At 55.1% G+C, this 23,195-nt stretch carries 19 protein-coding genes; 10 read left to right on the top strand and 9 right to left on the bottom strand.

Annotated elements, in window-relative coordinates; translation table 11 throughout:
• Window positions 1-17 precede the first annotated feature (17 nt).
• From ACYVHX_RS18340 to ACYVHX_RS18360, 5 genes are all read left to right on the top strand, one after another.
• Window positions 18-644 carry a DinB family protein gene (locus ACYVHX_RS18340; protein ID WP_460673127.1) on the top strand — a complete coding sequence of 209 codons (627 nt, stop codon included), beginning with the start codon at window positions 18-20 and terminating at the stop codon, window positions 642-644.
• Window positions 645-662: 18 nt separating this feature from the next.
• Complete coding sequence (locus ACYVHX_RS18345) at window positions 663-1,979, top strand: gluconate:H+ symporter (RefSeq protein ID WP_460673128.1); 1,317 nt, start codon at window positions 663-665, stop codon at window positions 1,977-1,979.
• Window positions 1,980-2,621: 642 nt separating this feature from the next.
• Window positions 2,622-4,043 (top strand): tetratricopeptide repeat protein, encoded by a 1,422-nt coding sequence (locus ACYVHX_RS18350; protein WP_460673129.1) that lies wholly within the window; start codon window positions 2,622-2,624, stop codon window positions 4,041-4,043.
• 207 nt (window positions 4,044-4,250) lie between these two features.
• Entirely contained in the window at window positions 4,251-5,726 is a 1,476-nt protein-coding gene (locus ACYVHX_RS18355; RefSeq protein ID WP_460673130.1) for a Gfo/Idh/MocA family protein, read from the top strand.
• Window positions 5,727-5,996: 270 nt separating this feature from the next.
• Window positions 5,997-7,277 carry a Na+/H+ antiporter gene (locus tag ACYVHX_RS18360; RefSeq protein ID WP_460673131.1) on the top strand — a complete coding sequence of 427 codons (1,281 nt, stop codon included), beginning with the start codon at window positions 5,997-5,999 and terminating at the stop codon, window positions 7,275-7,277.
• 49 nt (window positions 7,278-7,326) lie between these two features.
• Here the strand turns inward: ACYVHX_RS18360 and ACYVHX_RS18365 are convergent, their stop codons facing one another.
• The 5 genes from ACYVHX_RS18365 to ACYVHX_RS18385 all read right to left on the bottom strand — a co-directional run bounded on the left by ACYVHX_RS18365 (window position 7,327) and on the right by ACYVHX_RS18385 (window position 12,886).
• On the bottom strand, window positions 7,327-9,897 hold the full coding sequence (locus ACYVHX_RS18365; protein WP_460673132.1) for a phosphocholine-specific phospholipase C: 2,571 nt from the start codon (window positions 9,895-9,897) through the stop codon (window positions 7,327-7,329).
• A 139-nt stretch (window positions 9,898-10,036) separates the two neighbouring features.
• Window positions 10,037-10,432, bottom strand: coding sequence for a hypothetical protein (locus ACYVHX_RS18370; protein WP_460673133.1), 396 nt, complete (start codon window positions 10,430-10,432; stop codon window positions 10,037-10,039).
• Window positions 10,433-10,458: 26 nt separating this feature from the next.
• Window positions 10,459-11,409: an NAD(P)-dependent alcohol dehydrogenase gene (locus tag ACYVHX_RS18375; protein ID WP_460673134.1), complete on the bottom strand. Its 951-nt coding sequence runs from the start codon at window positions 11,407-11,409 to the stop codon at window positions 10,459-10,461.
• Window positions 11,410-11,428: 19 nt separating this feature from the next.
• Window positions 11,429-12,589, bottom strand: coding sequence for an epoxide hydrolase family protein (locus tag ACYVHX_RS18380; RefSeq protein WP_460673135.1), 1,161 nt, complete (start codon window positions 12,587-12,589; stop codon window positions 11,429-11,431).
• 12 nt (window positions 12,590-12,601) lie between these two features.
• On the bottom strand, window positions 12,602-12,886 hold the full coding sequence (locus ACYVHX_RS18385; protein ID WP_460673136.1) for a hypothetical protein: 285 nt from the start codon (window positions 12,884-12,886) through the stop codon (window positions 12,602-12,604).
• Between the two features lie 231 nt (window positions 12,887-13,117).
• On the opposite strand from ACYVHX_RS18385, the gene ACYVHX_RS18390 reads away from it, so the two are divergent.
• Both ACYVHX_RS18390 and ACYVHX_RS18395 read left to right on the top strand, forming a co-directional pair.
• The gene (locus ACYVHX_RS18390; protein WP_460673137.1) at window positions 13,118-13,330 is read left to right on the top strand and encodes a hypervirulence associated TUDOR domain-containing protein; all 213 of its coding nucleotides are present in this window, start codon (window positions 13,118-13,120) and stop codon (window positions 13,328-13,330) included.
• A gap of 11 nt (window positions 13,331-13,341) precedes the next feature.
• On the top strand, window positions 13,342-13,668 hold the full coding sequence (locus tag ACYVHX_RS18395) for a DUF3140 domain-containing protein (protein WP_460673138.1): 327 nt from the start codon (window positions 13,342-13,344) through the stop codon (window positions 13,666-13,668).
• A gap of 262 nt (window positions 13,669-13,930) precedes the next feature.
• Here ACYVHX_RS18395 and ACYVHX_RS18400 read toward each other — a convergent pair whose 3' ends face one another.
• Entirely contained in the window at window positions 13,931-15,160 is a 1,230-nt protein-coding gene (locus ACYVHX_RS18400) for an FISUMP domain-containing protein (protein ID WP_460673139.1), read from the bottom strand.
• 180 nt (window positions 15,161-15,340) lie between these two features.
• On the opposite strand from ACYVHX_RS18400, the gene ACYVHX_RS18405 reads away from it, so the two are divergent.
• Both ACYVHX_RS18405 and ACYVHX_RS18410 read left to right on the top strand, forming a co-directional pair.
• Window positions 15,341-16,486 (top strand): glycoside hydrolase family 5 protein, encoded by a 1,146-nt coding sequence (locus ACYVHX_RS18405; protein WP_460673140.1) that lies wholly within the window; start codon window positions 15,341-15,343, stop codon window positions 16,484-16,486.
• Window positions 16,486-17,235, top strand: a complete 750-nt coding sequence (locus tag ACYVHX_RS18410; RefSeq protein ID WP_460673141.1) for a pseudouridine synthase — start codon at window positions 16,486-16,488, stop codon at window positions 17,233-17,235. The genes ACYVHX_RS18405 and ACYVHX_RS18410 overlap by 1 nt, the downstream gene beginning before the upstream one ends.
• Before the next feature lie 40 nt (window positions 17,236-17,275).
• Here the strand turns inward: ACYVHX_RS18410 and ACYVHX_RS18415 are convergent, their stop codons facing one another.
• Both ACYVHX_RS18415 and ACYVHX_RS18420 read right to left on the bottom strand, forming a co-directional pair.
• Window positions 17,276-18,154 (bottom strand): DUF5694 domain-containing protein, encoded by an 879-nt coding sequence (locus ACYVHX_RS18415; protein WP_460673142.1) that lies wholly within the window; start codon window positions 18,152-18,154, stop codon window positions 17,276-17,278.
• An 84-nt stretch (window positions 18,155-18,238) separates the two neighbouring features.
• A complete protein-coding gene (locus tag ACYVHX_RS18420) occupies window positions 18,239-19,531 on the bottom strand; it encodes an acetyl-CoA hydrolase/transferase family protein (RefSeq protein WP_460673143.1) in 1,293 nt (430 codons plus the stop codon).
• Between the two features lie 266 nt (window positions 19,532-19,797).
• Here ACYVHX_RS18420 and ACYVHX_RS18425 point away from each other — a divergent pair, with 266 nt between their 5' ends.
• Window positions 19,798-20,997, top strand: a complete 1,200-nt coding sequence (locus tag ACYVHX_RS18425) for a Gfo/Idh/MocA family protein (RefSeq protein ID WP_460673144.1) — start codon at window positions 19,798-19,800, stop codon at window positions 20,995-20,997.
• 79 nt (window positions 20,998-21,076) lie between these two features.
• Here the strand turns inward: ACYVHX_RS18425 and ACYVHX_RS18430 are convergent, their stop codons facing one another.
• Entirely contained in the window at window positions 21,077-22,954 is a 1,878-nt protein-coding gene (locus tag ACYVHX_RS18430) for a putative Ig domain-containing protein (RefSeq protein ID WP_460673145.1), read from the bottom strand.
• Window positions 22,955-23,195: the final 241 nt, after the last annotated feature.

Consider the following 23,195-nt stretch of genomic DNA (forward strand, 5'->3'; position numbering starts at 1 on the left):
TAAAAACCGCCTTACGTTTGTGTTCAAAACCGACCGTCGCCATGCCCGTCATTGCCACCAAAACCCTTCTTGATCAGCTTGTGACCGACACGCGATCGCTCATTGAAACGGCCAAAAGCGAGTTTGGTCCGTTGACCGTCGGTGAGCTAAACCGGCAGCCCGCGCCGGGGCGGTGGAGCATTGCGCAGTGCCTCGAACACCTCAACAGCTACGGACACTACTACCTGCCAGCGCTGGAAGCGGCCATTCAAAAAGGAGAAAACGAGCAGCGGACCGCTTTACCCCGGTTTCGCAGCGGCTGGCTGGGAAATTATTTTGCCAATGCGATGCGGCCGAAAGCCGATGGGTCGGTGTCGCTGAAAATGAAAGCGGTGAAGAGCCATACGCCGGCTGCGACGCTGGATGCCGAAGCGGTTTTAGCGGTTTTTCTGGAACAGCAGGACGAGCTGCTGAAGCTCCTGGAGCGGGCCCGGCGGGTAAACATTCAGCAGTTGCGAATCCCTATTTCCATTGCCAGATTCATCCGGCTTTCGGTGGGCGACACCTTCCGGTTTTTAATTGCCCACCAGCAGCGGCACGTCTTACAGGCGCAGCGGGCGGCTTTTAAGGGGATTCTTCGCCCGAAGGTTTCGGTGGAACCGTAATATTTTTTATGTTTGGTCATGCTCCTGACCATCACCATCCTTGGCATTCTTGCCCTCATTGCGCTCATCTCCTTTGTCCGACTGCACACCTTCCTGGCTTTTCTGGCGGTTTCGCTGGGCGTCGGGCTGGCCCTGGGCATGAACCCCCTGGCCATTCTGGATTCGATTCAGAAAGGCATCGGCGGCACGCTCGGCTCCATCACCGCCATCATTGCCCTGGGCGCGATGTTGGGCAAGCTGGTGGCGCAGAGCGGGGCCGCGCAACGCATTGCCACGCACCTCATGGATTTGGTGGGTACCCGGCACGCCCGTTGGGCCTTTCTGGTCACCGGTTTTATTGTCGGACTGCCGCTGTTTTATTCCGTCGGGTTTCTGTTGCTGGCTCCGCTGGTTATTACGGTTTCGTACCGCTACAAACTCCCCGCCCTCTACCTGGGCTTGCCCATGCTTGCGTCCCTGTCCGTGACCCAGGGGTATCTGCCGCCCCACCCGGCTCCGCTGGCGATTCTGAAACAATTTAATGCCGATATGGGACTGACGCTGTTTTACGGCATCATCGTCTCGATTCCGGCCATTCTGATTTCCGGGGCCTTGTTTGGCTCGACCGTCAAACGCTACACGACCCCGGCAAATCCGGCCTTCATCGCCCCCGATCTGCGCGAAGACCAAATGCCTTCGACCCTCACCAGTTTCCTGACCGTTCTGCTCCCGATTCTGCTCATTGGCCTGAGCACCTTTTTAAGTCCGTTTTTACCGGACGGGTCGGTGGTTCAGCAGGTGATTGTTTTTGCGGGCGAACCGGTCGTGGGCATGTTTTTGTCGGTTTTGGCGGCCACCTACACACTGGGCCTTCGGCGCGGGAAAACCATGCCGGAGGTAACCGGTTTGTTCGGGGAAGCCATCAAAGACGTTGCCATGCTATTCCTGATTTTTGGCGGAGCGGGGGCTTTGAAGCAGGTGCTGACCGATGGCGGAGTCAGTGAATCCATTGCCGGCATGATGGAAGATTCGACGCTGCATCCCTACGTGCTGGCCTGGGGAATGGCCGCCCTGATCCGGGTTTGCACCGGCTCATCCACCGTTTCGGGCATCACGACCGCCGGTTTTGTCGCCCCAATGCTGGCGGCTACTGGTGTCGAACCCAACCTGATGGTGTTGAGCATCGGGGCCGGAAGCATGATGTTCTCGCACGTCAACGATACCGGTTTCTGGCTGTTCCGCGAGTATTTCCAGTTGTCGATGGCCGACACCCTCAAAACCTGGTCGGTGATGGAAACGCTGGTTTCGGTGACGGGCCTGATGGGCGTAATGGCGTTGAGCTGGGTCTTGGGATGAAAATTCCGACACTGCCCGAAATGTCTGTCTAACGGGCCTTATTAGCACCTTATTTTTTGCCAGCATTCCCCGCCAGTAAAAAGAAAAAATCAGCCGCCGATGCGGGCCGGAAAAAAAAACTGGATGATTTTGCCACTAAAATAGGAGGGCCGATCCGGTTTTATTACCCTCCCACCTGCACGTCAGCGCCACCGTTCCCGGCAATTATAGATGCTGGGAGAATCCGGTGGGTCAACTGAAAAACCTGGGAAGCGAAACCGCCCTGCCGATGAATTATTACCAGGCCAGGGCGGTTTTTGGGGGACGAAATTACCTTCGATAAGGCCATTGGTAGCCATTTCAGGCATTCCGCAACTCACTGAGAACTTTACCCGGGGGTTGCCAACGGCTGGTACAAACCCGCCAAGAGAGGGTATTTTCGGTAGGGCATCCTGAGCGGTTTTTCGTGGAAGCAAACGGACCTGTTTCTGATAATGGAAGGGTTCTGATGTAGAATTTCAAAACCGCTCCGCTTATTTCGTATTCCATCCAGCCCGGATTGAACGGGAAATTTCCGGCCGGCAGCCCTGATCCGAAATCTCTTTCCGGAAATCGTTCGTATGTATGGTACCGGTTCAAAAACCGGCTCTGTCCTGTCCCCTCATGAAACGAATTTTTTCTCTGTTCCTGCTGATCATGTTGGTCCAAACCGTGCTGGCGCAAAAAGCGACCAGTACGGTTGAGGCCATTCGCTACATTAAACTTGCCAATACGCTGCGGGCGCTCGAAAAACCGCAGGACGCCATTAATTTGCTGGAACGGGCCTTACCGGCGGTTCGGGGCAATAACAAGTATTGGGAAGCCGTAGCCTGCGAGTTGCTGGGACTGGCCTATTACGAAAATAATAATTCCGAGAATGCGGACTATTACCTGAAACTGGCGCGCAGCCGGTACGAAAAGTTGCGGTATGTCGCCAGCGCCTGGGGAGTCAATGAGTTGATTCGGGAGATTTCCGGCAAAAATCTGTACGCCGGTATTCAGTTCGGCGCGTCGGATGTCAAGCTGGCGATTTTCAAAACCCGTTACGAAAGCGATTTCTACGAAAAGGAAATCAAAACCCGGTTTGAGGTGCCCAACGTCAGTTTTGTGGCCGATGCCTCCAAGTCGCTGAAAGCCGGACAGGATGCCCTGCGCGTTTGTCTGGATTCCATCAGCCGCTACAACATTCCGAGCGAACGGGTTTTCATTGTTTTCAGCAATGAAATGAAGGAAGGGCTCGCCAAAACCCCCGCAACCCGCAAAATGCTGTATGATCAGCTCTCGAAAGCGCTGCCGACCGGGAATCTGCGGATCGACACCACGCTCTCGGTCGACCGCGAAGCCGAGTTGTTTACGGTGGGCTCGATTCCGCGAAAAGTATGGCCCACCACTTCCTCGCTGAACATCGGCAGCGACGTGACCGTTGGCGGGTATTTCGATCCCGACAAAACGTTTCACCCCATCGACCTGCCCGTGGGGGTCAATACGTTGGTGAGCCAGATTGAAAACAAACGTTCGCTGAACACGGAAGCGTTTAAAAAGGAAGCCCAGCGGGTCGTAAAAACCGTAGCCGATTCGGAATTGGCTCCGCGTTTCAAGACCGGCGGAACCGGTTTGCAGCAACGCCGGACGGTGGGCCTGGGCGGTGACGTAGCCTGGGCGTTGGTGACGTACCTGCATCCCGAAAAAACCGGCACGACGGCGGTGGCCATTTCGATGGACGATGTGGAGCGGTTTCGGAAGCTGGTGCTGGACGATTACCAGAAGTTGACGCATCCCGAGGTAAAGGAAATTACCGACGCCGGTATTCGGGCGAAAGCCGAGCAGGAAATCAGCCTGGTGCGCGATCAGGTCAGTGAAAAACAACTCATTGCCGGGGCGTTGTGGCTGGAATCCATCGCCAAAACCTATTCGACACCGGGGGCACCGAAGCGGTTTGTATTCATCCGGAATTCGGACATCGGCTGGGTAACCGGCAAATTTCTGGAAACCATCAGTGGCGAATACGAATCGACCATCGCCAAAGGAGCGCTTTATACCCGGTAAAAGGGGAATTATACCTAGAAAATAGGGAATGTTGAATGGAACGTGCTGGATCATGAAACACGTTTCCGTTTATCATTCTCCATTTTCCTTTTATTATTTTCTGCCGCTCAAATCCTGAAGAGGACAGCCCGTTTTCGGCACATTTGCGTATATTCAAATCGCAAATGTGCTTTTTTATTTCCATCCAGTGAAAACCCGAAAAAATCGATGAATTCCAATCGTCGTGACTTTATCAAGGGACTGACAGCGGCTTCGGCGCTGGCGGCTACCCAGAGCGTCGCCAAACCCTTCGTGGCCCAACCTTTTGCTATTATCAGGGATCTGAAAAAGATCAGCCCCAACGACAAAATCCGGATTGCCACCATTGGTATGGGCATTCAGGGAAATTACGATACCCAGGCGGCTTTGCGCAATCCGGATGTTGAACTGGTGGCCGTTGCCGACCTTTATGCCGGACGGCTGGAGCACGCCCGGACTTCTTTTGGACAACAAGTTTTCACGACCCGCGACTACCGCGAAGTGCTTGCCCGGCCGGATGTCGATGCGGTTTTGGTGGTTACGCCCGACCATTGGCACGACCACATCACCATTGCGGCCCTGAAAGCCGGCAAGCACGTTTACTGCGAAAAACCGATGGTGCAGCACCTGAGCGAAGGCAAGGCCGTGATTGATGCCTGGAAAAAATCGGGGAAAACCATGCAGGTCGGGAGTCAGCGGATCAGCAGCGCGTCGTTCAAGGAAGCCAAACGATTGATCGAGGCCGGGGAAATCGGGCAGATCAATTACATCGAATCGAACAACGACCGGTTCAACGCCATTGGGGCCTGGAATTATTCGGTGCCGCCCGATGCCAACCCCCAGACCGTGGACTGGGACCGGTTTCTGGGCGACGCGCCCAAGCGGCCGTTCGACCCGATCCGGTTTTTCCGCTGGCGGAATTTCAAAGACTACGGCACGGGCGTAGCCGGTGACCTTTTCATTCACCTGATTACGGGGGTTCATTTTGTGACCAACACGCTGGGACCAACGCGGGTGTATTCATCGGGCAACCTGGCCTACTGGAAAGAACACCGCGACGTGCCGGATGTGATGACGAGCATCATGGATTATCCGAAAACCGATCAGCATGAAGCCTTTCAGATGGTGTTGCGGGTTAACTTTGCCAATGCCGGAAAAATCAGCAACGTGACCCGGATTATCGGGAATGAAGGCACGGTGGAGTTCTCGGAAAACAACCTGATTCTGACCAAGAAAAAGCTACCCATTGCGCCCGGTTACGGCAATTACGACAGTTTCTTTACGTTCACGGAAGACGTGCAGAAAAAATTTGTGGAGGAATACGACGCCAAATATCCGCAAGACACCCGCACCGCCGAACCCGTGAAGGAAGTCAAGTTTGAAGCGCCGAAGGACGATGACGCCCACGCCAAACACTTCGCCGATTTCTTTACGAACGTGCGGGCCGGTAGCCAGGGAACGGTGGAAGACCCGGTTTTTGGGTTCCGCGCGGCTGCCCCGGTTTTGGCCTGCAACGAAAGTTATTTCGAGAACAAAGTGGTGCACTGGGACCCGGTGACGATGACGAAAAAGAATCCGGAAGCGGCCAAAAGCAAAGCGCCGGGCGCGGGCAAGAAAAAGCTAAATCCGGTCAAAAAAGCCGTCGCGGTGGCGAAAAAATCCTAAAAAACCAGTTTCTTTGCCTTGTTAGCCAATGGCCCGTATGTATATGCGGGCCATTGGAGTTTAATTGCGGTACACGGTTTCCAGTTTTCGTTATACGGTTTTCAGTTTACGGGGGCTAGGCGGGTTTAGCACCGCAATGGCGTACCGTTCCCGACGCTCGTTTCAGCGTGTTGAGTGAGTGCGTCAGTCCCGGCGGAAAACCGCACCGCTTGCCCGGCATAAACCGTAAACTGAAAACCGAAAACCGATTTACCCGTAAAAACCGTACGTGTGGAAAACTACAGCGTTGTTTTATTCATCATGGCGATCATGATTGTGCTGTCAGCCGTCGCCAGCCGCATCAAAATACCGTATCCGATTTTGCTGGTCATGGCCGGCATTGGAATGGGGTATCTCCCGGAAATTCCGGCCATTTCGCTGAATCCGGAAATTGTTTTCCTGATTTTTCTGCCACCGTTGCTGTACGATGCCTCGTTTACTATTTCCTTCAAAGAATTGCAAAGCAACTGGGCGACGGTGAGTTCGCTGGCCATCTCCCTGGTTTTTATGACCACCACAACCATTGCCGTGATCGCGCATTTCCTGATTCCCGGGATTAGCTGGCCGCTGGGTTTTGCGCTGGGCGCCATTCTGTCGCCACCGGATGCCGTGGCGGCTACGAACGTGACGAAGGGCCTGGGACTTTCGCACCGCACGCTGACCATTCTGGAAGGCGAGAGTCTGGTCAATGACGCTTCGGGCCTGATTGCCTACCGGTTTGCCGTAGCGGCCATTGCCGGAGCCGGTTTTAAATTCTGGAATGCCTACGGCCAGTTCCTGATTGTGGTCCTGGGCGGTTGTGCGGTGGGTTTTCTGTTCGGAAAGGTGCTGGCGTATTTTCTGAAACGGGTGTATGGGAACAGCCTAATTGCCATCAGCGCGATGGCTCTGGCCCCTTTCATTGCGTACCTGCTGGCCGAGGAAGTGCACGTATCGGGGGTGCTGGCGGTGGTGGTGCTGGGAATTACGCTGTCGCTCTACACCGGCAAATTGTTTCCGGCTCCGGTGAAGATTCAAAACAAAGCCTTCTGGGATGTGATCATTTTTCTGCTGAATGGACTGGTGTTTATTCTCATTGGCCTGCAGTTTCCGCAGGTGGTCAAAAACATCGACCGCGATTCCATTCTGCCGCTGATCGGCTATAGTTTTCTGATCAGTTTCGTTATGCTGATCATCCGGATGTGGTGGGTGTTTGGGCACAACAATAACCTGGAGAAAGCCATCGCGCGCCGGAATCTGATGCCCGAGCGCCGACGGTTCCGGTTTTATTCGGACGAAAAAATAGACTGGAAAGATTCTCTGATCATCAGCTGGGCGGGTATGCGCGGCATTGTTTCGCTGGCGTCGGCTCTGGCCCTGCCGCTCACCCTGACCGATGGCCGGGCGTTTCCGGAACGGTCTACCCTGATTTTTATTTCAGTGGTAGTCGTGCTGATTACGCTGGTCGTGCAGGGGCTGAGTTTACCGCTGCTGGTACGGGTGTTGAATAAAGAAAGGAGTCCCCGGGCCTGAATGGGGACCCCATACCGGGTGGTTTTACGGCTAAGAATTGAGTTCGGACCTACACTAGTTCGCCACCCATCGCCGGGTCCGTAAAGCCCGCTTTTCCGGTTTCGACCCGGCCCGCGTAGCGTTTTTCAAAAACCGCATTTCCGGCAACTTTCACGCTGAAATCGTACCAGCCAAAACTCTTGCTGAGGTCCAGCAGCAGGCTCCCCTGACCACCTTTGGCAATTGTTTTCTGGCGGGATGCGGTTTTATAGGCGTTGTCTTTCACCTCAAGTGTTACCGGGTTGGATTTGTCCAGGTTGCTGATTTTCAGCTCGATCAAGCCCGTCAGGACGTTGGGTTGGGACGGTTTGCGCTGGTATTCGCACTGAACGTCGAGCTGCGGATCGTTGGGGTTGCCGATGAACTCACGGAAAAACCCGTTGGGGCCGTTGACCCGGAACTGGTAGGTCTCCTTCTCAAATTCCGCCAGATTCCAGCGATCGTTCAGGTGATCTCCGGCCACAACCGCGTAATCCCGAACGGCCATGTTCCGCTCCGGTTTTTCGCTGGCCGACGCATGATTATTCAACGCGTAAACCGTAAAGGGAGAACCGGCCGCCTTCGCCCCGAAAACCTCGTTTTGAGCCTGCATCGTGATGCTGAACGTCTTTTTGTCGGCGCTCAGCTTCCCATCGGCGTACAACTGATACGGAATTGCGCAGGCGGCCCGGATGCCTTTTTCCTGACGCGGAACCACCGCCGAAACCGACGCGCCCCGCCGGGCCTGCTCCAGTTCGTCGGTCGTCAGTTTCCGGAAACCCGACGGCAATTCCTTGAACTGCGCTTTGTGAATACTCTCGACAAATTCATTTTTGGCCACGAAGGTCGGCAGCGGTATTTTCTCGCCGTTGTAGGGCCGGAACACCGAGGTCAGATCCCCGCAAACCGTTCGGCGCCAGGCGCTGATGTTGGGTTCTTCGATTTTTTTGCCGGTTTTCTTGCTTAAAAACACTTCCAGAAATTGCAATACGGAAGTATGATCAAAGACCTCCGACGACACCATACCCCCGCGGCTCCAGGGCGAGGCAATCACCAGCGGCACCCGGTAGCCCAGACCAATCGCGCTGGCGCGGGCTTCTTTCTGGGCGTTGCTGCTCTTGCGCTGGAGTTCGTGGTCCAGGTAAACGTGTTCGACGCTGGTGTCGATGCCCTTGGACGTAAAACCGGTTTCGGGTTTGTCGGGGTGCGGGGCCACGAACGGCGGAACGTGATCGAAATACCCGTCGTTTTCGTCGTAGCAGAGCACAAAAACCGTCTTTTTCCAGACTTCCGGATTCTGCGTCAGAATGTCGAGCATTTCGGAAATGTACCAGGCGCCGTACCAGGCCGCGCCCGGGTGATCGGAGAAATTTTCGGGCGCCACCACCCACGAAACCGTCGGCAGCGTGCGGTTTTTGACATCCGTCCGGAACTGGTGCAGCACGTCGCCTTTCGGAATTTCGACTTCCCGTTCCGTGTTGCCGTCGTAGTATTTCAGCTTCGTCAGTGCGTGGTAATTCGGATCGTTTTTGTTGGTCGTAAACGCTTTTTCGTGCAGATTTTTCGCCCGCTGCGGCAGCTTTTCAAACGTCTCACGGCTGAATTTCTCGCGGTGCTCCCGGCCGGTTTTTAGCTCTGCTTCCCGGCGGGCAAGGTCTTTTTTCAGCTTCTCGGTTTCCGTACCGGTTTCGGGGAGTGTTTTGATTTTATCGGTTAACGCCTGAATTTCAGCCGGCAGGGCTTCAACGCGCCGGGCCAGATGCTTCTGGTAGGCTTCCGAAAAACCGACATTGTATTGCTCGAACCATTCGATGGGATTGTCCGTAAAATTGGCCAGCCAGCCTTCCTGTTCGCCCTCGAATCCAACGGGCAAACTCAGTTCGTTCTGGTAAATTTTCCACGAAATGCCGTGGTCTTCCAGCCGTTCGGGAAAGGTGGTCCAGCGGGCAACATCACCGTAATCCACGTCTTCGTTGCGGACGTTGGCTTTGGCCGAGCGATCCGGTTTTTCGCGGATGGTGCCGGTCCAGAGGTAGAGCCGGTTGGGGGTGGTGCCGGTCAGCGACGAGCAAAAGTTCTGGTCACAAACCGTAAAGGCGTCGGCCAGGGCGTAATAAAACGGGATGTCTTCCCGGTTGTAATAGCCCATAGTTAACGGCATTTTAGCGTACTCCTTGTTGCCGGAACGCTTGGAATCCAGCCATTTATCATACCTCCCGTTGTTGCGGGCATCCACCTGGTTGGTCCACGAATGGGGCAGCGAACTCATCCAGGTGGCTTTGGTATCTTTCAGATTCAGCCGAAACGGCGCGAACGTTTCCCCGGCGGCATTGGTCTGGAACCAAACCGGGTTTTTGTTCGGCAGCGTAATGGCCCGCGGATCGTTGAAACCCCGAACCCCTTGCAGCGTTCCGTAGCAATGGTCGAAGGAACGGTTTTCCTGCATCAGAATCACTACGTGCTCGGCATCCAGAAAGGTGCTGCCCGGCTGCGGATCAATGGCCAGGGCTTTCTGAATTGATTCGGGTAACACCTGAAACAGGCTCGTGCCACCGGCAAGCAGGGCGGCTTTTCGGAGAAATTCTCGGCGGGAGTCAGTCATCGGGGCTGGATCATGAGTACCCAGTAAAGATACTTATTTTCCCGCCCGCTGCGACAAAAAACCGCCTGATTTAACAGAACGATAACTTTTTCATTGGTCCTGCGACCGTCCGGAAAGCTCGATTTAGAGCTTTCCGGTTTTATCCTTTCGGCTTGGCTTCTTTGGGTTTGAGCTGTCCGCGGGCGATGGGTTCGGGCTTGGCTTTCGGGTCCTGGAAGCGCAGGAGCGTGGCGGTAGAGAACTCGGCTTTGGGCGCTTTGGTGATGAGCAACTGGTAGGAGCGGGTGCCGATCACCAGGTTGTAATACGTCATCCCGTCGGATTCCTGCGGCAAACCCCAGTTGGCCACGGGTTCTTTGGCGAGCAGTTTTTCGTCTTCCGCCGACAGCGTCGCATAGGTTGTATCGGGTTGAAAATGCTTGTTGGTCACGCCTTCGATAGCCGCCACAACCGCCGGGGCCGTCGGGGTGGTTTTGGTTTGTGCGGATGCCGACACTCCCGTCAGCAACAGCAGTACGAAACTGATTTTTTTCATGGTGTGTGATTAATCATCGGGTATGCTTATGGAATTTCGACAACGAGCTTGCCCTTAACGTGGCCCGCTTCGCTTTCGGCGTGAGCCTGGGCCAATTCACCGAGTGGGTAGGTTCGCGCAATAACCGGCGTCAGGTGTCCATCGGTTAGCTGTTTCAGCAACCAGTTCATATCGTCCTGGCTAAACGTAAACACCAGCGATTCGGCTTTCTTCTTGGTGAAAATGGTAATCACCTGCTCCAGCAGCTGTTTGGCGGATGGAAGCGTGGTTACGTAAATGCCTTCTTCCGTCAGGATGTTCCGGCATGCATCGAACGAGCTTTCCCCAATGGCGTCGAAAACCAGGTCGAACTGCTCAATGCTTTTGGTGAAATCGGCGGTGTTGTAATCAATGACCACATCGGCGCCCAGTTCGCGGGCCAGGGCAATGCCTTCCGTGCTGCAAACCGCCGTCACATGCCCTTCCAGGATCTTGGCAATCTGAACGGCAAACGTGCCGACGCCCCCGGTTGCACCGTTGATGAGCACCCGATCACCCGGTTTTAAATAGCCTTTGTTAAGAAAAGCCTGCAAGGCGGTTCCGGCCGCAATGGGCATGACGGCAGCCTGCGCGAAGCCGATGGCATCGGGAAGTTTGACCACATTCGTGTCTTTGGCCAGGGCGTATTCGGCATATCCGCCCCCTTCGGGTCCGAGCGATGCCACGACCCGGTCGCCGGGCTGCACGTCCTTGACCATCAGGCCAACGGCTTCGACCACGCCCGCGCATTCGCCCCCCAGAATCTTGGGGAATTCGTTGGACAGGATCAGTTTCATGGAACCGTCCCGCACTTTGGTGTCCATCGGGTTAATGCCGGCCGCGTGGACGCGGATCAGCACCTGGTGGGGGTTGTCAATCGAATCAAAGGCGGGTTTTGGAACTTCCTGAATGTGCAGTTCGTGCGTGTCGCCGTACTGTTGAATAATGGCAGCTTTCATAGCGTTGAGTAAGTCGGAGTTATGAAGTGAATTTTTCCCGAAGCGGGCGGAAAAAGGCGCGGATTTCGTCGGCAAGGAGTTCGGGTTCTTCGAGGGCGGAAAAATGGCCGCCTTTCGGCATTTCGGTCCAGCGCGCGATGGTATAAAACCGCTCGGCAAATTCGCGGGGTGCCGGAACAATGTCTTTCGGGAAAATGGCGGCTCCCGTTGGCACCTCTATTTTTTTAAAATCTTTGGGCGGACCAGCCGCTCCCGTTCCAAAATAGGGCGTAAACGACGATCGAACGGTTTCGGTGGCCCAGTACAGGAAAATATTAGTCAGCAATTCATCTTTCGTAAAGCGGTTTTCCGGGTTGCCGTCGCAGTCGCTCCACGTCCGGAATTTTTCCAGAATCCAGGCCGCCAGCCCCGCTGGCGAGTCGTTCAGACCGTAGGCCAGCGTCTGCGGCTTGGTGGCCTGAATCAGCGCGTAAGCCCCTTCGGTCATCTGCCATTGCTGGCCGGTTTCGAGAAATTTCTGTTCGGGTTTCGACAACTCGTCGGGTTGCGTGGCAAAAATGTGCCAGTACGGAATGTCGGTCAAATGAATGCCGACCAGCGAATCCGGATGGCCCATCGCCAGTGCTTCCGTGATTCCGCTGCCCACATCGCCACCGTGGGCGGCAAACCGGTGGTAGCCCAGCACCTTCGTCATGAGCTGGTGCAACACGCCCGCCGTCCAGGGGGCGTCGGCGCCTTTTTGGGTAATGCGGTCCGAAAAACCGAAGCCGGGCAGGCTGGGCACCACCACGTCGAAAGCATCTTCGGCGCGTCCGCCGTGCGATTCGGGGTCGGTGAGCAGCGGAATCAGTTTGTAAAACCGGTAAAACGAATCCGGCCAGCCGTGGGAAAGCAGCAGCGGAAGTGGCCGTTCGCCTTGCCCGCGTTCGTGGATAAAGTGCAGGCCGTACCCGTCGATTTCGGTGCGGAAATGGGCAAACCGGTTGAGCGCTGCTTCCTGTTGCCGCCAGTCGAATTGGGCCTGCCAATAGGCCACCAGTTCTTTCAGATACGCTTCGTTGGTGCCGAAATCCCAGCCGCTGTCGGCAACTTCGTCGGGCCAGCGGGTTGCGGCCAGCCGCTGCTGCAAATCGTCGAGGGTGGGTTGCGGAATCTGAATGGTGAACGGCTGCGGTTTCATGGGCAGTTGGGGTTAGTGAACGCTCGGTTTTCGGGGCGACTCTTCCGGGGCTGGCTGCGTTTTCCGGATCAGCAGGCGATCGACTTCCAGTTCGCCGATGTGCAGTTTACGAATGGAGCCGCGCCCCACACGCAGTTGACCTACGGCCAGCGCCCCGACGGCCAGTGCGCCAACCGCGAAGGCCCCCAGCGCCAACGCGCCGACGGCTAACTGCCCTACGGCGAGTCTTCCCACGGCGGCTTGGCCGAAACTCCGGCTTCCGATCCGGAGGGGCAGTTTGAATGGTTTCGTTGACATAGTTCGTACTGGATACCCAGCAGTTTCGATGAACTCAATTCCGGATGGTGGCACACGCCCGGTGTACCCTCATTTGCATTAAACCGATCCGGGGGAAAGTGGTTTGGTTGTCTTAGGCTACGGGATGAAAGAAAAGGTCTGGCCGGCGGTTTTCACAAGGGGAAGTTCAGGCATCAAAACATTTTCTCCGAACACCCGGTTAAGCGGCTGTTCAACCAATTAGTCAACGATATGGTGAAGAAAGGAGATTCGGTACGCTGGAAATACGGCAGTGGTCACGCTGAGGGCAAGGTAGTGGAAGTGCACAAGGAAGAAATCGAAAAGACCATCAAAGGTGCGAAGGTAAAACGGAATGGCACGGACGACAACCCGGCTCTGGTCATTGAGCAGGAAGACGACGACCTGGTCTTGAAACTGGCAAGCGAAGTAGAAAAGATTAACTAATCAGATGGGTTATGAACGAGGAAGAAAAAAAAGAGGTGCTTGATGAATTCAGTGATCTGGTGAATATGACGCCATCGGAACTGGAAAAGTGGTTAGAAACCGACGAGTCGAAATCCGTGGGCTGGGACAGTGGCGATGGCGAATCGGTGGGGCACAAATCCGGTGAAAAAATCATCAAAATCAAGCAGAAAAAACGCGCCGACCTGACCGAACCGGATTTTGACCACATGCGTAAAGTGGTGGGCTATATCAAGCGCCACCGGGCCCAGCGTCCGAGTGAGGTAAAAGGCAGCAATTGGGAATATTCCCTTAAAAACTGGGGGCATAATCCGGAGTAAAGCTTACGGTATACGGTTTTCGGTATTCGGTTTTCAGTTTTCGGTAGGCAGTCGTTACGGTTTACTGGGCTAATTTAAACTTCGAATAACGAATGTCGAATATTGAATATTGAAGGCGTTGGAAGGCGAAAACCGTAAACCATTTCAACATTCGATATTCGACATTCGTTATTTGATATTTTAAAACCAACACCTCCGCTACCCCAAATTGCAACTACGGCCTACCGTAAACTGAAAACCGTATACCGAAAACCGCCTGCCGCTACTCCTTATCCCGTACCAGGCGAATCGGAAGGTAGGGCGGGTTGTAGCCGACCGGGTAAGCGCCGAATTTGGCGTAGGTATCGCTCGGCAACTGGATGATTTCGAAGGCAATGGGGATCTCTTCCTGATTGAGTTCCGAGGTCCATAGCAGGCAGTTGGTGCCTTCGCCGTTGGGATTGCCGTTGGTTACCTGCAAGTTGCCGGGCAGGGCGTTGAAGCCGGATTTGTTGGTTGCGTAGCCATCCTGTTTTTTCCAGCCGGTGGTCGCCATGAGCTGGCCTAGTTTTTTCTTCGAGGCCAGATCCTCGCCGTCGGTCGAACCCCATTCATTCAGCGCCAGGCCCTGCGATTCCAGGAGTTTTACGAAATCCTGTCTGGACGGCAACCGCCAGCCCGCCGGAATCCGAATCACCGTGGGCAAATCCGCGTATTTATAAAACGTGCCATACTGCGGTTTTGTCGGGTGTTTCAGGCCGCCCGTGCCGCCGTCGTAGTTGACCGCCATCCACTCCTGACGGCCAATCGTCACCGTCGGATAGTACTGTTTTCCGATCTGGACATACGTTCCGGAAGTCGGCGGTTTTGCGTAGCTGCCATCCCCGCCCGGCGGGGTCGGAAGGCTGTTACCCACTTTGGTATACGCCACCGAGTACTGGTTGCCGCCGTCAAACCGCTGGGCTTTCAGGTGGTTTGTTTCGGTGGGGAAGGTGGTACCCTGCGGATTCCGCAGCACGCTGTAATAGGATTTCAGGCTTTCCGTCGTGATGGGCGACTCTTTATAACCGGCGGTTTTGTTGCTGAAAATTCGCATCACCCCGGACTGGGCGTGAAACGTCAGTTGGGCGGGGTTCGCCTGGTATTCCAGCGTTCCCATAATTTTGTAAAGGTACTGCGTTTCTTCACCGCCACTTTTGCTGTACACTTCCGAGGTGTATTCAATTGCGTTCCGGCCGTCTTTCGTAAAAATCATGGTGCGGAATTCGCGAAAACCGGCTTCCCCCTGAAAGGTCTTTTTCTCCCAGTTGTCGGTCAGCGGATTGGCATTGTGGCTGGCATACCAGGTGCCCACCAGCTCATCGGGGATGGCCGTATACGGGGCATTGGGAATTTCTTCGTTGCCACCGCCGGTTTCGCCGGGAGGCACCGGTTCTTTGTTGCAACTGCTCAGGGCGCCAACCACCAGCGCCAGCAGGGCGGCCCGGGTCAGCAAACTTTTAAACGCGTTCATTTTTGTTGTTTTACGGATTGGTTGGTACCGATCGACCGATCGGTGCTGCAATATTGGCGGGCGACGGGGCCGAATCGAAGTAGCTTGTGCGCCAACTGCGATGCTGACGGTATCAATTGCGCAAAAAACACACTAAAGCGGTTTTTGACTACGTTTGTACCCTAACTAGTTCCCCTGTTCATGCAACGTCGCACCTTTATTCAACATACCAGTTTGCTGGCGGCTGCCGTGGGCACAACCGGACCGGCGGTTTTGGCGTCATCGGCCGCGCCAACTGCCAAAAACAAATTGCCGAAATGGAAAGGATTCAATCTGCTGGATTTCTTTTCGCCCAACCCCGCCCAGAGTCGCCCGGCGACGAAAGAAGAGCAATTCAAATGGATGCGCGACTGGGGCTTTGATTTCGTCCGTCTGCCGATGGCGTATCCCGCCTACGTGAAATTTGACCGCAGCCGGAACATTACACCGGAAGAGGTGTACCAGATTGATGAACAGGCCGTTGCGCGCATTGATGCCCTGGTGGCGATGGCGCACAAACACGGTTTGCACGTTAGCCTGAACCTGCACCGCGCGCCGGGTTACTGCGTCAATGCCGGTTTTTACGAACCGTATAACCTCTGGCGCGATCAGCAGGCGCAGGACGCCTTTAATTTTCACTGGAATTACTGGGCGAAACGCTACAAAAATATATCGTCGCAGAAAATCAGCTTCGATCTGGTCAACGAGCCCAGCATGCGGGAGGATATGAACGACCAGCTTTCCAAGCGCAGCGCGGTGCCGGGTGAAGTCTACCGGAAAGTGGCGAAAGCGGCTGCGGAAGCCATCCGAACCGAAAATTCGAAGCATCTGGTGATTGCCGACGGCAACAATACCGGGTCCACGGTCATTCCCGAAATTACGGATCTGGACATTGCCCAAAGCTGCCGGGGCTACAATCCGGGTATTATTTCGCACTATAAAGCTCCCTGGGCCAACAAAGATCCGGAAAGTCTGCCGTTGCCGAAATGGCCGGGGCAGGTGGGCGATAAATACCTGAGCCGCGCCCTGCTGGAAGAGTTTTACAAACCGTGGATTGCGCTGGTCAACCAGGGCGTTGGCGTGCACTGCGGAGAATGTGGCGCCTGGAACAAAACGCCCCACGACGTTTTTCTGGCCTGGTTTGGTGATGTGCTCGATATTCTGACGAGCAACGGCATCGGATTTGCGCTCTGGGAATTCAACGGAGACTTCGGGGTACTGAATTCCAAGCGTGCCGATGTGGACTACGAAGACTGGTACGGCCAGAAACTGGACCGGAAATTACTGAATCTGATGGCGAAAAAGTGATGGGCGAGGAGCAGGCTGCGGCCAGTCAGTCAACGAAAGCACTTGAAATTGTTTACCAGGCGCCTGATCTGGTCGCCATCAACAAACCGCACGGTTTGCTGGTTCACCGATCAATCATCGCCAGTGATGCCAGCGAATTTGCCGTTCAGTTGCTGCGCGATCAGTTGGAACAGCGGGTGTATCCCGTGCACCGGCTGGACCGAAAAACCGGCGGGGTGCTGCTGTTTGCGCTGAACGAAGCCCTGAATTCGCTGCTGCAACAGCAGTTTGCCGACGGAAAAGTGGCCAAAACCTACCGGGCGATTGTGCGCGGTTACACGCCCGATGAACTGGCTATTGATTACCCGTTGCGGGTTGACGAACGCTCGGCGGGCTCGGGAAATGCGAAAGTTGGCGTTTTTCAGGAAGCTTTTACCCGCTTGAAAACCCTCCGGCGCACCGAAATTCCGTTGCCGTTTGGCACCCACGCCACCTCGCGCTATTCGCTCGTGGAACTGACCCCCACCACCGGCCGGTTGCACCAGCTCCGGAAACACATGGCGCACGTTTTTCACCCGATCATCGGCGACCGGCCGCACGGCTGCAACAAGCAAAACCGCCTTTTCAAAGAAGAGTTTGGCATGGAAACGATGCTGCTGCACGCGCAGCGGAGTCAGTTCCGGCACCCGGTTTCGGGGGAAGAAGTGACTATTACGGCACCGGATCAGGCCGAATTCCGGCGGATGCTGGCGGTTCTGTTTGATGGATAATCGGACGTCAAACGTCGTCGCGCATAAATACCGGCCCGGGCTATTTCTGCGGTTCCAGGTAGGTGAGGGGAGACAGGATGGTGTAATCGGGATTCTCCTTGATCAGATCCTGCAACACCCCGACGTGCGTCTGGCCCATGATGACGAGCACTTTACGGCCCCGGTTTTTGAGCTGCGTCGTGAGGATATTGGAATAAATCTTCAGGTTCCGGTTGTAGAAAAGGCTGATAAACTCGGCCCCGATGTGGGCTTTGTCGAGCTTGCTCCGGTCGGCGCTGTGCTGGCCGGATTCCGAAAAATCACCGTTGATGATCAGGGCCGGGAGGTTGTAAAACAAGCGATGGGTCAACTGAATCAGCTCCGGCCGGTTGATGGCCACCACGTAATCGTACAACGACAGACTGTCCTGCTGAACCGCCTTTTTGAGCGGCCGGGCGGTTTTCTGTAATTTCTGTAACCCTTCCCGGAAGCGTTCGATGTTCTCGCCTGTGCTCAGCAAGGATTGGGAGGTAGCGTCGTAGTGGTCGATCCCGTAAATCCGCGCATGATTCAGCATTTTGCCCAGGGCAAAACCGACCTGATACGTTTCGCTCCGCCCCCCGTCGAGCTCGGTCAGCTTCAGCGAACCGGCCCGGTACCGCCGAAACAAACTATCCAGTCGGGGTTGCTCCCGGGGCTCCACTTCCACCATAATCTGGTCCGGCGCAAAACTTTTCAAAGCCGCGTTCAACTGCGCCAGTTCGGCCTGCTTTTTCGGACTGAATACCTCGGCCTGGGGCTGTCCGGTTGCCAATTGCGACAGGTGGTCAAAGCCGAGAATTAGGATTTCAACCGGGCCGGTTTGCTGGGCAAAGGCGGTTTTTCTCCCCCCAAAAAGCAGCGTAATCAGTATACAATGGAAAAGCAACAGCGGTTTCATGCACGGGAACGTTCGTCGAAGCTACGGAACGAACCCGAAAATACGAACCCAGCGCGGATCAATCGCTAACCCGGGACGATAAACTTACTCAAATACCTTGAACCGTTCGTGGGCCTGCCGTTCCAGCGACTCGCGGTGGTCGGGGTGGGCAATGTTGATCAGCGCGCGGGCCCGCTGGCGGAGGTTTTTGCCGTACAGGTAGGCCACGCCGTATTCCGTCACGATGTAGTGAACGTGGGCGCGGGTAGTCGTCACCCCGGCTCCCTCTTTCAGAAACGGCACGATCTTGCTATCGCCGTTTTTGGTGACCGACGGCAGCGCAATGATCGGTTTGCCCCCCTCCGAAAGCGAGGCTCCGCGCACAAAATCCATCTGACCGCCCACGCCTGAGTACTGGTAGGTACCGATGGTGTCGGCGCAGACCTGGCCCGTCAGATCGACCTCAATGGCGCTGTTGATGGCCGTAACTTTGGGATTGCGCCGGATGATGGCCGTGTCGTTGGTGTAGGTAACTTCTTTCATCACCACGCTCGGATTGTCGTGGATGAAATCGTACAACCGCCGGGTGCCCATCGCAAAGCAGGAAACCAGTTTGTAAGGAATCGCTTTCTTGTTTTCGTTGGTAATGACGCCCCGCTCCACCAGATCGATTACGCCGTCGGAAAACATTTCGGTATGAATCCCCAGCTTCTGGTGATAAACCAGTTCGGCCAAAACCGCATTCGGAATGCCGCCGATGCCCATTTGCAGCGTGGCGCCATCGTCAACCAGTTCCGCAACGTAGCGTCCGATTTTCTGCTCCGTCGCCGATGCGGTTTTCAGCGGCATTTCGTACAAAGGATCGTCGCACTCGATGGCCGCGTGCAGGGTTTTAACGTGAATGATGCCGTCGCCGTGCGTCCGCGGCACGTTCGGATTGATTTGGGCAATGACGTATTTGGCGGTTTTGACGGCGCTCAGCGAAATATCGACCGAGGGGCCGAGGGAACAAAAACCGTGTTGATCGGGGGGCGACACCTGAATCAGGGCCACGTCCAGCGGCAGAATGTTGCGCTGGAAAAGCAGTGGAATTTCGCTCAGGAAAATCGGAACATAATCCGCGATGCCGGAATTGACCTGCTTGCGCTGGTTGGCGCCGATGAAAAAGGCGTTGGGGTTAAACTGGGCGGCATAGCGTTCTTCGCAATAGGGCAGATGGCCTTCCGTGTGCATGTGACACACTTCGATGTTGCGCAGATCGGCGCTGACGGCCCGGTTCACCATAGCCTCAATCAGCCGGTGGGGCGTCTGGGCGACGCTGTGAATAAAAACACGGTTGCCGGACTGAATGACCTGCACGGCCTGTTCGGGACTGACTATGGGAACCAGATTGGTCATGATGTGGAAACGGAATAAAGCTTGGTTTGCGTTTTTGCAAATCTACGCCCTAAACCGGCTCATCAGCGTGAGAAAAATCATCGTGCGCCCGGAAACTTATCCTGGGTGATCAAAAAAAAGCAAATGCCCGCTCAGCGCAAGTGCTCTGACGAAAACCGGAACTCCTGGCTAACTTAAGCAAACATTCCCCCGGTGGAGCGGTTGTAAAACCGGTGCGCGATTGCGGGCATCCGGTTTTTAGTTTACGGATTAATCACTTCTTCGTTATGCAAAAGTTGCCTTTTTCACGCCGGAAATTCGTGCGTCATGTTGGATTGGTGTCGCTGGCGGTGCCGGGGATGGTTTCACTTGCGGGGTTGCAGGCTTGTGGAAATGGGGAGAATAAATCGTCGGAGTCGGAAAAAGAAGCGTCCGCGGCTACGGAAAGCACCGGAGGACGCAAGCTGGGCATTGCGCTGGTGGGGCTGGGAAAATACAGCGAAGGAGAATTGGCTCCGGCGCTGGAAAAAACCAAGTGGTGCCGGCTGGCGGGGATTGTGACCGGTACGCCCGAAAAAGCCGAAACGTGGAAGAAAAAATACAACATTCCGGATAAGAACGTCTACAATTACAAGACTTTCGACCAGATTGCCGACAACCCGGACATCGACATTGTATACGTGGTGCTGCCCAATTCGCTGCACGCCGAATACGTAATCCGGGCCGCCAAAGCCGGGAAACACGTCATTTGCGAAAAACCGATGGCGACTTCCGCCGAGGACGCGCAGAAAATGATCGACGCCTGCAAAGCCGCCGGAAAGAAACTCTCGGTGGGCTACCGGCTGCATTTCGAACCGCACAACCTGGAAATGATGCGGCTGGGCCAGCAGAAAGTTTACGGCCCGGTCAAGAAAATTTACGCCCAGAACGGCCAGAAACAAGGAAACGACACGCCCTGGCGGTTAAACCGCAAACTCGGCGGGGGAGGGCCCCTGCCGGATGTGGGCATCTACGCGCTTCAGGGCGCGATTTATACGAAAGGGGAAATTCCGATTTCCCTGACGGCCAAATTTCACCCGGTAACCGATCAGGAGAAATTCAAGGAAGTGGAAGAGGGCGTGGATTTTCAGTTGCAGTTTGCCGACGGGACAATGGCCGAATGCCGGTGCAGCTACAACGACAAATACAACCTGCTGCGGGCCGAAACCGACCAGAGCTGGTTTGAGCTGTCGCCCGCTTATGCCTACTCCGGTCTGGAAGGCAAGACCAAAGAGGGAAAAATGGACATCGAAAACGTGCCGCAGCAGGCCCGCCAGATGGACGCTTTTGCGGATTGCATCCTGAACAACAAAGAAACGACCGTGCCGGGTGAAATGGGTTTGCGCGACGTGCAACTGATCGAAGCCATCTACCGGGCCGCCGAAACCGGCCAGAAAGTCTCGACCAAAGACGTCAAGCAGATTCTGGACCCCACGCCGAAAGCGTAATTGAATGATGAATTAGGAACGATGAACGATGAATTATGTCGCCTAGCTCATTCATCGTTCATCGTTCCTAATTCATCATTTATTTAATTACTTTCAGCGCCTTCATCTGGCTGCCTCCGGCAATTTTGAGGAGATACAGGCCGGACAATTGCTTGCCAATTTTTAGACGAACCCGTTCCGAAGAGAGCTGGAAATCCTGCGACTGCTCGGCGAGGGGTTTGCCGCTGGCGTCCGTGAGCTGGAAGTTCAGGGATTGGCCCTGCGCTTCGCTCACTTCCAGTTCGACTTCTTCGCCCACCACCGGATTGCCCAAGATCGTGGCGTTCCATTCGCGGGGTACTTCAGCCGACTCAGCCGCCAGCCGGGCCGTGGTGTTCGACGCGGGGGCGTAAGGAACAATCTGGAGCTTGAATGAAACACTGCTGATCAGCCCTTTGTCGTCTTTCCCGATGTAATGCAGCGTATACTCGCCAACTTTGGTGGGCGTTCCGGAAAGCTCGCGGTCTCCGGGTTTGAACACCAGGCCGTTTGGCAAACCAAAATCCAAACCAACCAGGGTGAGCGTAATCGGATCGCGCTCCGGGTCCGTGAATACCGGCAGATTGACCTTCATCGGCTTGTTGACCTGGTAAACGTAATTCTTGACCGCCGGGGCTACGGGTGCCGTGTTTTTCCGCACCGTAAATTTAAAGTTCACCGTGCCCATGTTGATGTTGTCTAAGGCGCGGAGCGAAAGAAGCAGGCTGCGTTCATCCATTGCAATTCCGTAGAGTTTGCGGGTAGTGGGGTCAAAGTGGAGCCAATTGGGCAGTGACTCGTAGGTACCGTTGTAGCCAATGCCGAAACCGAACTGGTAAGTGATCGGGTCATTTTCCGGATCGGTAAAGGCGGGAAGGATAAAGCTGAACGGTTTGCCCAGTTCAACGACCTGCGATTGGACCTTGGGGGCTACCGGCAGGGCGTTGGCTTCGACGACCAGTGAAAACGAAATACTGGTCGGATCGGCTTCCGCCTGCTGGGCTTTGTAATACATTTTGTACGCACCCGCCATCAGTGGCGCTCCGGTAATTTTCCGGGTGTTGGGGTCGAAGCTCAGGCCACCGGGCATTCCGGTCTGCGTGGAGCCGTTGCCATCATACGTCAGGGTGTAGGTCAGGTTGTTGTTTTCCCGATCCGTAAACCGGGGTAACTCGATCTCGGCAAACTTACCCTGCTTGGTATAAACCGGGTTGATCTTGGGCCCAATCGCCGGCTGGTTGTAGGCCGGTAGCTGCCCGCTCTCGGGTTTGATGATGATCTTAAATTGGACGATTCCCTGGTTTCCGACCTCATCCTTGGCCATATACATCACCAGCAGGTTTTGGGCCGGTCCCGAATTGACGGGCGCGGTGCCCGTAATTTTGCGGGTCGCCGGGTTGAAGCTGAGCCACGATGGATTGGAGGTATGACTGCTCAGAAAATTGGCGCTCAGGGTGAGCGGAGCGCTTTCGGGGTCCGAAAATTCGGGAAGCTGAATTGAAAAATTTTGCCCTGCCCGGACCTCCTGAAAACCGACGGAGGGTGCTACGGGCATCAGATTGGGTTTGATGATCAGCGTGATGGTCGCCATTCCGATGTGACCGCTTTTGCCGGCGGCATACATAAACGTATACCGGCCCGCTTTCCTGGGCATCCCGACCAGGTTGCGGAGGTTGGCATTGAAGCTGAGCCCTTCCGGCATCGAAGCCCCCTGATCGTTGTGCGGGGTCCCCGAAAACCGGCGCAGCGTGTAATCCATATAGACCAAACCACCCCCGGTAAATTCGGGCAGGAGAACCGATAACCATTTGCCTTCCTGGCCGATGATGGGCTGAATCACCGGCGCAGCGGGCAGTTTGTCGCCGGGCAGATCAAACGAAAAAACCGGGGCAAGCAAACCGGGTAAAGAGACGAGAAAAAAGATGAAAACCTTTTTCATTGGTGTGAACAGTAGATTTGTTGTTTAAGTAAAATTCGTTACGGTTGCAAAACTAAAATCGAAAGTGGTGGGGGCGTTATCACCCTTGTAACATCCTTTAGCGCGCTCGTAACATCGGGGCGGTTTTATTTAAAAAGTGCTAACAAGGGGCGGGATATTGTACTTTTGAAATGAGTGGATGCGAAATTTTACTGCCACTTACTCAATTCGTTACAAGACATATGACACGATCCGTGTAACT

The sequence above is a fragment of the Larkinella ripae genome (assembly GCF_054780775.1).